The 12,050-nt window shown below is 71.1% G+C and carries 8 protein-coding genes; all 8 read left to right on the top strand.

What is annotated here, in order from left to right; genetic code table 11:
- Positions 1-2: 2 nt before the first annotated feature.
- The 8 genes from ACWC09_RS14400 to ACWC09_RS14365 all read left to right on the top strand — a co-directional run bounded on the left by ACWC09_RS14400 (position 3) and on the right by ACWC09_RS14365 (position 10,841).
- A complete protein-coding gene (locus ACWC09_RS14400; RefSeq protein ID WP_450850842.1) occupies positions 3-890 on the top strand; it encodes a carbohydrate ABC transporter permease in 888 nt (295 codons plus the stop codon).
- A 5-nt stretch (positions 891-895) separates the two neighbouring features.
- Complete coding sequence (locus ACWC09_RS14395) at positions 896-1,729, top strand: carbohydrate ABC transporter permease (RefSeq protein WP_450850841.1); 834 nt, start codon at positions 896-898, stop codon at positions 1,727-1,729.
- 1 nt (position 1,730) lies between these two features.
- Positions 1,731-3,365: a beta-N-acetylhexosaminidase gene (locus tag ACWC09_RS14390; RefSeq protein ID WP_450850840.1), complete on the top strand. Its 1,635-nt coding sequence runs from the start codon at positions 1,731-1,733 to the stop codon at positions 3,363-3,365.
- A gap of 275 nt (positions 3,366-3,640) precedes the next feature.
- Complete coding sequence (locus ACWC09_RS14385; RefSeq protein ID WP_450850839.1) at positions 3,641-4,534, top strand: FAD binding domain-containing protein; 894 nt, start codon at positions 3,641-3,643, stop codon at positions 4,532-4,534.
- A complete protein-coding gene (locus ACWC09_RS14380; RefSeq protein WP_450850838.1) occupies positions 4,531-6,627 on the top strand; it encodes a 2Fe-2S iron-sulfur cluster-binding protein in 2,097 nt (698 codons plus the stop codon). The genes ACWC09_RS14385 and ACWC09_RS14380 overlap by 4 nt, the downstream gene beginning before the upstream one ends.
- Positions 6,624-8,936, top strand: coding sequence for a xanthine dehydrogenase family protein molybdopterin-binding subunit (locus tag ACWC09_RS14375; protein ID WP_450850837.1), 2,313 nt, complete (start codon positions 6,624-6,626; stop codon positions 8,934-8,936). The genes ACWC09_RS14380 and ACWC09_RS14375 overlap by 4 nt, the downstream gene beginning before the upstream one ends.
- A gap of 69 nt (positions 8,937-9,005) precedes the next feature.
- Complete coding sequence (locus tag ACWC09_RS14370; protein WP_450850836.1) at positions 9,006-9,536, top strand: AAA family ATPase; 531 nt, start codon at positions 9,006-9,008, stop codon at positions 9,534-9,536.
- A 144-nt stretch (positions 9,537-9,680) separates the two neighbouring features.
- Complete coding sequence (locus tag ACWC09_RS14365; protein WP_450850835.1) at positions 9,681-10,841, top strand: SUKH-4 family immunity protein; 1,161 nt, start codon at positions 9,681-9,683, stop codon at positions 10,839-10,841.
- The last annotated feature ends 1,209 nt before the right edge of the window (positions 10,842-12,050 follow it).

Raw genomic sequence — 12,050 nt, 5'->3', positions numbered from 1 at the left:
CTGTGAACCTGCGTACCGACCTCCGCTGGACCCCCTGGCTCTATCTCGCCCCCGCCCTGATCCTCCTCGGCGGCCTGCTCCTCTACCCCATCTACCAGCTCGGCCTGATCTCGTTCTTCCACTACACCCAGGCCCAGGTCAGCGGCGGCGAACCCACCACCTTCGAGGGCTTCGGCAACTACAGCGAGCTCTTCTCCGACTCCGAGTTCTGGCAGGTGCTCCTCGCCACCGTCCTCTTCGCGTCCGCCTGCGTCGTCTCCACGCTCGCCGTCGGCTGCGCGCTCGCCGTGCTGCTCACGCGCGTGCGTGCCGTGCCGCGGCTGGCGTTGATGCTGGCCGCGCTCGGGGCGTGGGCGACACCCGCGGTGACGGGCTCGACGGTGTGGCTGTTCCTCTTCGACCCCGACTTCGGGCCGGTGAACCGCGTCCTCGGCCTCGGCGACCACTCATGGACATACGGCCGCCTCAGCGCCTTCTTCCTCGTGCTGCTCGAAGTGGTGTGGTGCTCCTTCCCGTTCGTGATGGTCACGGTGTACGCCGGTATCCGCGCCGTACCGAGTGAGGTGCTGGAGGCCGCGGCCCTCGACGGCGCCTCGCAGTGGCGGATCTGGCGCTCCGTGCTGGCGCCGATGCTGCGGCCGATCCTGACCGTCGTCACCATCCAGTCGGTGATCTGGGACTTCAAGGTCTTCACGCAGATCTACGTCATGACGAACGGCGGCGGCATCGCCGGGCAGAACCTCGTCCTGAACGTCTACGCCTACCAACAGGCGTTCGCTTCCTCGCAGTACGGCCTCGGCTCGGCGGTCGGCGTCGTGATGCTGCTGATCCTGCTGGCCGTGACGCTGGTGTATCTGCGGCTGCTGCGGAGGCAGGGGGAGGAGCTGTGACCCGGGTGAACCCTGTTGTCCTGCGGACCAGATGGCTGCCTGACGCCGCGGCGCTCGTCGTCGCCGTGGTGGTCGCCTTCCCGCTGTACTGGATGGTGCTCGGCGCCTTCAAACCGGCCGGTGAGATCGAGTCGAGCGAGCCCCGGCCGTGGACGACGTCCCCTTCTCTGGATTCCTTCCGGCGCGTGTTCGGACAGCAGGATTTCGGTCGGTATTTCGTCAACAGCCTTGTCGTGGCGGGCAGTGTGGTGATCGTCTCGGCGCTGGTCGCGTTTCTCGCCGCGACCGCCGTCGCACGATTCCGCTTCCGCTTCCGGACCACCTTGCTGATCATGTTCCTGGTGGCCCAGATGGTGCCCGTGGAAGCCCTCACCATCCCCCTGTTCTTCCAGATGCGGGACTTCGGTCTGCTGAACACGCTGGGCTCGCTGATCCTGCCCCACATCGCCTTCTCGCTGCCCTTCGCGATCTGGATGCTGCGGGGGTTTGTGAAGGGGGTGCCGGAGGCCTTGGAGGAGGCCGCGTACCTCGACGGGGCGAGCCGTGGGCGATTCCTGTGGCAGATCCTTTTCCCGCTCGTCTTCCCGGGCCTTGTGGCCACGAGCGTGTTCTCCTTCATCTCGGCCTGGAACGACTTCCTGTTCGCCAAGTCGTTCATCATCAGCGACACGTCCCGGTCGACCCTGCCGATGGCGCTGCTGGTGTTCTACAAGCCGGACGACCCGGACTGGGGAGGCGTGATGGCGGCTTCCACGGTGATGACGATTCCGGTGCTGGTGTTCTTCGTACTCGTACAGCGACGGCTGGTCTCCGGGCTGGGCGGAGCGGTTAAGGACTGACGTGACTTCAGAGACGGAACTGATTCCGGCACCCCGCAGCGTGGTCGCCGGTTCCGGCGAGGTGCGGCTGACGGCGCGCTCCCAGCTCTACGCCGGCACCGGGGTGGAGGGCGTCGGCCGCTGGCTGCGCACGGTCCTCGGGCAGGCCACCGGCCTGCCCCTGCGCGAGGGACGGGCACTCGACGACACCGACGGCGACGGCATCGGGCTCCGACTCGACCGTGGACTCGGCCCCGAGGAGTACCGTCTCGTCATCGATTCGACCGGTGTCCTCATCGCGGGGGGCAGCCCGGCCGGTGTCTTCTGGGGCGCCCAGACACTGCGCCAGCTCCTCGGTCCCGACGCCTACCGCAAAGCCCCGGTCGACCTCGACCGCACCTGGGCCGTGCCGCACGTCACCGTCCACGACGCGCCCCGCTTCCGCTGGCGGGGCCTCATGCTCGACGTGGCCCGGCACTTCATGCCCAAGGAAGGCGTCCTGCGCTACCTCGACCTGATGGCCGCGCACAAACTCAACGTCTTCCACTTCCACTTGACGGACGACCAGGGCTGGCGGATCGAGATCAAGCGGTACCCCCGGCTGACCGAGGTCGGCTCATGGCGGGCGCGTACCAAATTCGGCCACCGGGCCTCTCCGCTCTGGGAGGAGAAGCCGCACGGTGGCTACTACACCCAGGACGACATCCGGGAGATCGTCGCCTACGCCGCCGAGCGGCATATCACCGTCGTCCCCGAAATCGACGTACCGGGACACTCGCAGGCCGCCATCGCCGCGTACCCGGAACTCGGCAACACCGACGTCATCGACACCACCGCCCTTACCGTCTGGGACAACTGGGGGATCTCCGCAAACGTACTGGCCCCCACTGACAACACGCTGCGCTTCTACGAGGGAGTCTTCGAGGAACTGCTCGATCTCTTCCCCTCGGAGTTCGTTCACGTCGGGGGTGACGAATGCCTCAAGGACCAGTGGAAGCAGTCGCCCACCGCGCAGGCCCGTATCGAGGAACTCGGGCTCACGGACGAGGACGGGTTGCAGGCGTGGTTCATCGGCCACTTCGACAAGTGGCTGACCGCGCGCGGGCGTCGGCTCATCGGCTGGGACGAGATCCTGGAGGGCGGGCTCGCGGACGGGGCCGCCGTCTCCTCGTGGCGGGGTTACGCCGGCGGGGTGGCCGCCGCCCGGGCCGGGCACGACGTCGTCATGTGCCCCGAGCAGTACGTGTACTTGGACCACCGTCAGGACGCGGGCGCCGACGAGCCGGTCCCCATCGGGTACGTCCGCACCCTGGAGGACGTCTACCGCTTCGAGCCCGTTCCGGCGCAGTTGACGCCGAGTGAGGCCGGACATGTCCTCGGTACGCAGGCCAACGTGTGGACCGAGGTGATGGAGGACCACACGCGCGTGGACTACCAGACCTTCCCGAGGCTCGCGGCGTTCGCCGAGGTGGCGTGGAGTTCCCTGCCGGCCCCCGGGGAGCGTGACCTCGCCGGGTTCGAGCGGCGTATGGCCGTCCACTACGGGCGACTCGACGCCCTGGGCGTCGGGTACCGGCCACCGGCCGGACCGCACCCGTGGCAGCGGCGGCCGGGAGTGCCGGGCCGCCCGATCGAGGGCGCGCCCCCGAACAGGTAGCGCACGAACGGGCAGCCCGCGAACAGGTAACCGGCCGTCCCGAACGGACACTGGAAAAACGTCGTATGCATCACCGAAGAGTGGCAAATCGCGCGCACCGGTAATGCCGTGCGAAAACGGACCATCTCCCTGGTGGCGGGGGCGAATGCCTCGTAGTGGACCCCCGTCTTCGGGTGCCTCGAAGATGTGCCAGAGTTGCCACGTCCGCCCTGTCAGCACGTACCGTACGGCAACACAGGTGGGACCAGGTGGGGCAGCGGGAAGGGGCAGCCGGTTTGACCACGCACGCACCGCAGGCGGCGCAGTCCGTCACGCTGCCCACGACGCTGGACGAGGCCGTGGCGGCGCTCGCCGCCGTGCCCACCGCCGTGCCCGTGGCGGGCGGCACCGACCTCATGGCCGCCGTCAACTCGGGACAGCTCAGGCCCGCCGCGCTGGTCGGGCTCGGGCGGATCAGCGAGATCCGCGGCTGGCAGTACCAGGACGGTCACGCGCTGCTCGGCGCCGGCCTCACGCACGCGCGCATGGGCCGCCCCGACTTCGCGGCCCTCATCCCGGCGCTCGCCGCCGCCGCGCGCGCCGCGGGCCCGCCGCAGATCCGCAACGCGGGCACCCTGGGCGGCAACATCGCCACGGCCGCGCCCACCGGAGACGCGCTGCCGGTGCTGGCCGCCCTGGAGGCGACACTGATCATCGCGGGCCCGGGCGGAGCCCGCCGGGAGATCCCGGTGTCGCACCTGCTGGCCGGTGTGGACATGCTGCGCGGCGGCGAACTCATCGGGTACGTGCGCGTGCCCCTGCTGCACGCGCCGCAGGTCTTCCTGAAGGCGACCGGCCGCACCGGACCGGGCCGCGCGATGGCTTCCGTCGCGCTGGTCCTCGACCCGGCGCGACGCGGCGTGCGCTGCGCCGTCGGTGCCATAGCGCCGATGCCGCTGCGCCCCCTGGACGCCGAGCAGTGGGTCGCCCGGCTCATCGACTGGGACAACAACCGCACGATCGTCCCCGAGGCGCTGCATGCCTTCGGGGAGTACGTCGCCGCGGCCTGCATTCCCGATCCGGCCCCGGAGCCGGACGGCACCGTACCGACGCTTCCGCCCGCCGTACTGCACCTGCGGCGCACCGTCGCCGCGCTGGCCCGACGAGCACTGGGGAGGGCGCTGTCGTGACCGACGACCAGCACGGAGAGGACACCACGCCCCAGAGCGGGGGCCGCTGGGACCCGCTGCCCCAGGGCGACTACGACGACGGTGCGACCGCCTTCGTGAAGCTCCCCGAAGGCGGCATCGACGCGCTCCTCGCCTCCACCGACAGCCCGCTGGCCGCGCGCGGCCACGGCTACGTCCCGCCGCAGATAACGCCGACGCCCGGGGCCGATCCCGCGGGCAACGGCGCCTGGGCGGCCCCCGCCGACGGCGCCCACTGGCCCGACCCCAACGCCGTGCCCCACAGCGCCGGGAACGACCAGTTCACGTACAACCCCGCGGCCACCCAGCAGTGGGCCTACGAGGAGCCGCCCGCTCCGGAGGCCGCCCCCGCGCCGGGTCACGACGTGACCGGCCAGTGGTCGATCCCCGTGGCCGACGGCGACCTCCCGGACGAATCGGGCGAGTTCACCACGTCGTCCCTGGTCCAGCAGTGGGGCGGCACCCCTCCGGCGACCCTCCCGGGCGGCGCCCCCGCCCCGTGGGCGACGGAGGCGGCGGGACAGCCGTGGGGGCAGCAGGACACCGGGACGCCGGGAGCCGAGGGCGAGGCCGGACAGGTCCACGGGGCGGCTGCGGGGGCGGGGATCGCCCCTGGGCAGACGCACGAGCCGACCGGCGGGCAGACGTTCGGGGGGCAGGCCGGCACCGGCCACGCGCACGTGCGGGCGCCGGAGACCGGGCAGGTCCACGGGCACACCGGTGCGTTCCCGGTGGACGTCGAGCACGGTCATGAGGCGACCTCCGGGACCGGGCACGCGCGCGACCACGCGCCGGATGCCGACGAGGCGCAGGGCCGGTCCACGCCGCGTACCGCCACCGAGCAGGGCGGACACGCGCCGGCGCACGACGGCGAGCGGCCGCAGGCCGCCCAGTCACCGACGGCCGAGTACACCGGACAGCCCGGTACGGGTGGGCACACGGTCGGTGGAACGCGTCGCCCGCTCGGAGGCGGACACACCACCGAAGGCGCGGGTGGGCCCTTCGCGGGCGAGCACGTCACCGGGAGCACGGACGGGGCCCGTACCGCCGACCACCCCGCCCGACTCCGTGCCACCGAGCACGCGGATCCCTACGCCTCCGCGTCCGACGCCGCCATCGACGCCTCACAGGCCGTCCACGAGGCCCGTGAGGCCGCCGGGGTGGCCGAGCGCGCCCGAGGGCCCGTAGAGGCCGCTGAGAGGGCCGTAGAGGCGCTCGCTGGGGCCGCGGAGGGCGCGGACGGTGTGCCCGGGGCACGGGACGCGGAGGAGTCCGCTCCCCCGGCGACCGGTTCCGCCGCCGACGGGCCCGCGTCCGCCGACCCCAACGGCCCGGATTCCGCCGCCGTTTCGGCCCACCCGGACTCCGACGCCGGCCAGGACGACGCCGCCACCCCCGAGGCCTCCGAGGACCCCGGCCCCCCGCCCTCCGGCGAAGAACACCCCCTCGCCTCCTACGTCCTGCGCGTCAACGGCGTGGAACGCCCCGTCTCCGACGCGTGGATCGGCGAGTCGCTGCTGTACGTGCTGCGGGAGCGCCTCGGGCTCGCCGGCGCCAAGGACGGCTGCTCGCAGGGCGAGTGCGGGGCCTGCAACGTGCAGGTCGACGGGCGCCTCGTCGCCTCCTGCCTCGTACCCGCCGTGACCGCGGCCGGCAGTGAGGTCCGTACCGTCGAGGGGCTCGCCGAGGACGGCCGGCCGTCGGACGTGCAGCGTGCCCTCGCCCGGTGCGGAGCGGTCCAGTGCGGCTTCTGCGTGCCCGGCATGGCGATGACCGTGCACGACCTGCTGGAGGGCAACCCGGCGCCGACCGAGCTGGAGACCCGCCAGGCCCTGTGCGGCAACCTGTGCCGCTGCTCCGGCTACCGGGGCGTCGTGGACGCCGTCCAGGAGGTCGTCGCCGAACGCGAGGCGCACTCCGCCGAACACGACGGCGACGAGGCGCGTATTCCTCATCAGGCGGGCCCGGGAGCCGGCGGGGTCCACTCGTCGGCGTTCGAGGCACCCGGGGCCATGAACCCTGGTCCCGCCGGACCGCACGACCAGGCGTACGGACAGGACGGAGGCCAGGCGTGAGCAACGAAGCCGCCACCGCGACCACCGCCGCGGAGGCAGCACCCGCCCCCGAGTCGCTGCCGCACGGGCTCGGCGCGTCCCTGCCGGCCGCCGACGCCCGCGCCAAGACCGAGGGCACCTTCCCGTACGCGGCCGACCTGTGGGCCGAGGGCCTGCTGTGGGCCGCCGTGCTGCGCTCCCCGCACCCGCACGCGCGCATTGTGGACATCGACACATCCCACGCGCGGGAGATGCCCGGTGTCCGGGCCGTCGTCACGCACGAGGACGTCCCGGGCGCGGCCCGCTACGGCCGTGGCAAGCCCGACCGCCCGGTCTTCGCCTCCGAGGTCGTACGCCACCACGGCGAGCCCATCGCCGCCGTCGCCGCCGACCATCCCGACACCGCGCGCATGGCCGCCGCGGCCATCATGGTCGAGTACGAGATCCTCGACCCGGTCACCGACCCCGAGCAGGCGTTCGAGGCCGAGCCGCTGCACCCCGACGGCAACCTGATCCGCCACATCCCGCTGCGCCACGGCGACCCGGACGCGGCCGGCGAGATCGTCGTCGAGGGCCTGTACCGCATCGGCCGCCAGGACCCGGCCCCCATCGGCGCCGAGGCCGGCCTCGCAGTCCCGCGCCCCGACGGCGGCGTGGAGCTCTACCTGGCCTCCACCGACCCGCACGCCGACCGCGACACGGCCGCCGCCTGCTACGGCCTCGAACCCGAGCGCGTCAAGATCGTCGTCACCGGCGTCCCCGGCGCCACCGCCGACCGCGAGGACCAGGGCTTCCAACTCCCGCTCGGCCTGCTGGCGTTGAAGACGCAGTGCCCGGTCAAGCTCACCGCGACGCGCGAAGAGTCCTTCCTGGGGCACGCGCACCGGCATCCGACCCTGCTGAGGTACCGCCACCACGCCGACGCCGTCGGCAAGTTGGTGAAGGTCGAGGCGCAGATCCTGCTGGACGCCGGCGCCTACGCCGACACCTCCTCCGAGGCCCTGGCCGCCGCCGTCGGCTTCGCCTGCGGCCCCTACGTCGTCCCGAACGCCTTCATCGAGGGCTGGGCCGTACGCACCAACAATCCGCCCTCCGGGCACGTACGCGGCGAGGGCGCCATGCAGGTGTGCGCCGCCTACGAGGCCCAGATGGACAAGCTGGCCAAGAAGCTGGGCGTCGACCCCGCCGAACTGCGCCTGCGCAACGCCCTGGCCACCGGTGACGTACTCCCGACCGGCCAGACGGTGACGTGCCCCGCGCCGGTCGCCGAACTGCTGCAGGCCGTACGGGACTTCCCGCTGCCCGCGCTCCCCAAGGACACCCCCGAGGACGAGTGGCTGCTGCCCGGCGGCCCCGAGGGCGCGGGCGAACCGGGCGCGGTGCGCCGGGGCGTGGGCTACGGCCTGGGCATGGTGCACATGCTCGGCGCCGAGGGCGCGGACGAGGTCTCCACGGCGACCGTGAAGGTCCAGGACGGCGTGGCGACGGTCCTGTGCGCGGCGGTCGAGACCGGCCAGGGCTTCACCACACTCGCCCGCCAGATCGTCCAGGAGACGCTCGGCATCGACGAGGTGCACGTCGCCCCCGTGGACACCGACCAGCCCCCGGCCGGCGCGGGCAACCGCAGCCGCCACACCTGGGTGTCGGGCGGCGCGGTCGAACGAGCGGCCAAGATGGTCCGCACACAGTTGTTGCAGCCCCTGGCGCACAAGTTCGGCATGTCGACGGAGCTGCTCCAGATCACCGACGGCAAGATCACCTCGTACGACGGAGTCCTGTCGACCACCGTCACCGAGGCCATGGACGGCAAGGAGCTGTGGGCGACCGCCCAGTGCCGCCCGCACCCCACCGAGCCGCTCGACGAGGCCGGCCAGGGCGACGCCTTCGTCGGCATGGCCTTCTGCGCGATCCGCGCGGTCGTCGACGTCGACATCGAGCTCGGTTCGGTACGGGTCGTGGAACTGGCGCTCGCCCAGGACGTCGGCCGCGTGCTCAACCCGGCCCAGCTGGCCGCGCGTATCGAGGCGGGAGTGACCCAGGGCGTGGGCATCGCGTTGACGGAGAACCTGCGCACCGCGCGCGGGTTGATCCGTCACCCGGACCTCACCGGCTACTCGCTGCCGACGGCCCTGGACGCGCCGGACATCCGGATCGTCAAGCTCGTCGAGGAGCGCGATGTCGTCGCGCCCTTCGGGGCGAAGGCGGTCAGCGCGGTGCCGGTGGTCACCTCCCCGGCGGCCATCGCGTCCGCCGTACGGGCCGCGACCGGCCGCCCCGTGAACCGGCTGCCGATCCGCCCGCAGGCGGCGGTGGTGACGGACCGGTCCTGAAGTCCTGATGCCCGGAAGTTCGGAAGTCCTGAAGCCCCGAAGTCCTGATCTCCTGATCTCCTGATCTCCATGGACGGGGTCGTTCTCATCACCGGCGTGATGGCGTCCGGGAAGTCGACGGTGGCGCAGGCGCTGGCCGAACGGCTGCCGCGGGCGGCACATGTGCGTGGGGACCTCTTCCGGCGGATGGTCGTGTCCGGCCGGGAGGAGTACGTGCCCGGGGCCGACGGTGGTGAGGGCGAGGCCCAACTCCGACTGAGGTACCGGCTGTCGGCGGCGACCGCGGACGCGTACGCGGAGGCCGGATTCACGGCGGTGGTCCAGGACGTGGTGCTGGGCGAGAAGCTGACCGCGTACGTCGACCTGATCCGCACCCGCCCGCTGCGTGTCGTGGTCCTGGCGCCGAGGCCGGAGGCGGTCGCGGCACGGGAGACGGGGCGGGCGAAGTCGGGATACGGCGCGTGGACTGTGGCGGACCTGGACCGGGAGCTGCGGGCCCGGACACCTCGCCTCGGCCTGTGGCTGGACAGCTCGGACCTGACCGTGGGAGAGACGGTCGAGGCGATTCTCGCGGGAAGGCAACGGGCGAGGGTGCGTTGAGCGTCCTGTGATGCGGGGCCGTTGTCAGTGGCGAGGCGTAGTGTTCTGGTCAGTGGGGAACGGCCGCCGGGCCCGCCCGGGAGACGGCGTGTGGTGGGCCGTGCTCCGCGTGGGGTCTGTGAGCAGGAACATCCGGGGGAACAGATGAGCACGACCGACATCGCCGCCATGGCGATCACCTTCACCGAGGACCAACTCGATCCGTACGTCACGCACGCGCCGACCCGGGACTGGCTGACGGGGCCCGGGCTGCCGGGCGACGGCGCCCTGTTGACGTTCGCGGCGCTGCGCACCGCCGGCCTGCGCACCCTGGCCGAAGCCACCGACGGCGGCCCGGACCTGGCCCAGGAGCTGCGGGACCGGCTGGTGATAGGGGAGTTGCTCGCGCCGGCCGGCATGGCGGCGGAGTCGATCCTCCTCGACGGCGGCACGGGCGAGATCAGCACGGCGTACCTGTTCGAGCTGATGGAGAACCGCCCGCTGGCCCCCTCCCTGGAGGTGCTGGTGCGGTTCGCCCGGGTCACCGAGGAACTGGCCGATCTACGAGGGCAGTTCGCGTCCTTCGCCGGCCGGCACGGCACGGAGGCGGCCGCCGAGGCGTCCCGCCGCCTGCTGGCCCTGTTCGAGCAGGACACGGACGGCGAGGTCCCTCCGTACTGGAAGGCGGCGGCCCTGATCCGCCCCCTGGCCCTGGCCACCACTCGCGGCACGACCTCCGGTCTCACCCTGGACATCCCCGCCCGCGTCCTGGACCAGGAGTTCGGTCACGCCCGCGTGGCCCGCTTCGAGGACGTCGACTTCCCGTCCGCCCTCACCCACGAGCCGACCCGCCGCTTCCTGCGCGAGACGGGCCTGCCGGAGACCACGATCCTCTTCCAGCTGGACACGGACGTCCCGCTCCAGCCCCTCTCGGAGTACGCGGCGGACGACCGCACCGCCACCACCTCCCCCTTCGAACTCCCGCCCCGCGCGGATCACTTGATCCGCCTGGGCCACCTGGTCGAGGACAACAGCCTGGTGGTGGACGGCGCGACCGGCGAGGTCCTGAACTGGCACGAGCCCGAGGCGAAGCTGTACCCGTTGAACACGGACGTCTCCACCCTCGCCTTCACCCTCTGGCTCCACCACCGCGAGCGGGAGATAGACAAGTACCTCTCCCACGAACTCACCACCCACGCCTACGACCAACTGGCCGCGACCATGCTCCAGGTCCTGTCCTCGGTCGACCCCACGGCCACCACGACGTCCGCCGACTGGCACTACTGGACCGAGGCGTTTCGGGACGAGGCGGGCGGGGTCCTGTGACGGACGGGCCCGCACCCGAGCCCGTCACGGTCCGTCCGGCCGAACCGGACGACTTACCGGCGGTGGCGGACCTGCGCTGGCGCTGGGTCACGGAGAACACCGACACCAACACCGACAAAGACGTCGACACAGGCACAGGCACAGAAACCGACACACCGCCGACCGCCGAACACGACGACTTCGTAAGGCACTTCACTGGGCGGCGCATGTATTGATCGCGGTCGTCGATGAGGTGCGGGGTCACCCTCCACTCCGCCGACGAGCTGCGTGGTTGCGGCCGTCGTTGGTCGTTGCTGGTCGTCGTTGGCCAGCCTCGGACGGCCCATTGCGCGTAACACTCACCAATGCGGATCTTTGCCTGTCGGTCGGGCACCAGGTCCAGAAAACCGGACAGCGCGGCCGCGTCCGCCAGCGGGACCGGCGCGGCAGTCCGGGCGAGTTGGGCCAGCGCGGTGGGTATGAGGGAAGCTGCAGGAGCAGGTACGGGCTCGCCAGGTGTTCATGGGACTTCGACACTCACATGATCACTGAGACGTGCCTGCACTGCGTCCGCCCCCTGCCTGAACCGGGAAGTCCCCTCCAAGGCCGGGCCAGCACGGCACTCCGGACGAAACGTGATCATGCAATGGCCCCTGCCTGGAGTACGGACACGCCAAAGCAGTTTCTGAAAAGTGAGGGATCTCTCGGTTACCTAATACACAAAGGACGCCCGTAATCGGAATCGACGGGCACCCTACGCGACTCGCTCCCTTCTGTGGGACCGCGCAACTCGCGATGCATTGATCAAGGAAACCGCCCCTAAATAGGTTAGGCCCCGGACGCCGAAGGCAACTTACCTTCTTACCGGGATTGCGTTCTGCGGGAACTGCCGCGAGAAGGCACACATCAGTGGGGATAAGTGAGTCATGGAGAAAAGCGCATACTGCTACAATGCACGGGTGCGCGGGGTCCTTGCATCAAAGAATTGCAAGCCTGCGCCCGTAATTAATTGCGAGCTACTTGACCGCGAGGTGGAGAATTTGTTTCTCTCCAGGTACGGCAGTGGACAACTCATGAATCGGTGATACGATCCCGGCACCGGGTACGCCTCTCGTAATCGCATAGCTTGAGGCGGACCGTAAACGTCTTCTCGACGACCGATCAGCAGGTCTGTACGACTCCGACGCTGACGCAGAGTGGTACCGCAAGTAGTAATGCGTGAATGGGGCG

This window comes from Streptomyces sp. NPDC001617, assembly GCF_053596855.1.
This window is presented reverse-complemented; position numbering and strand designations above follow the sequence as displayed.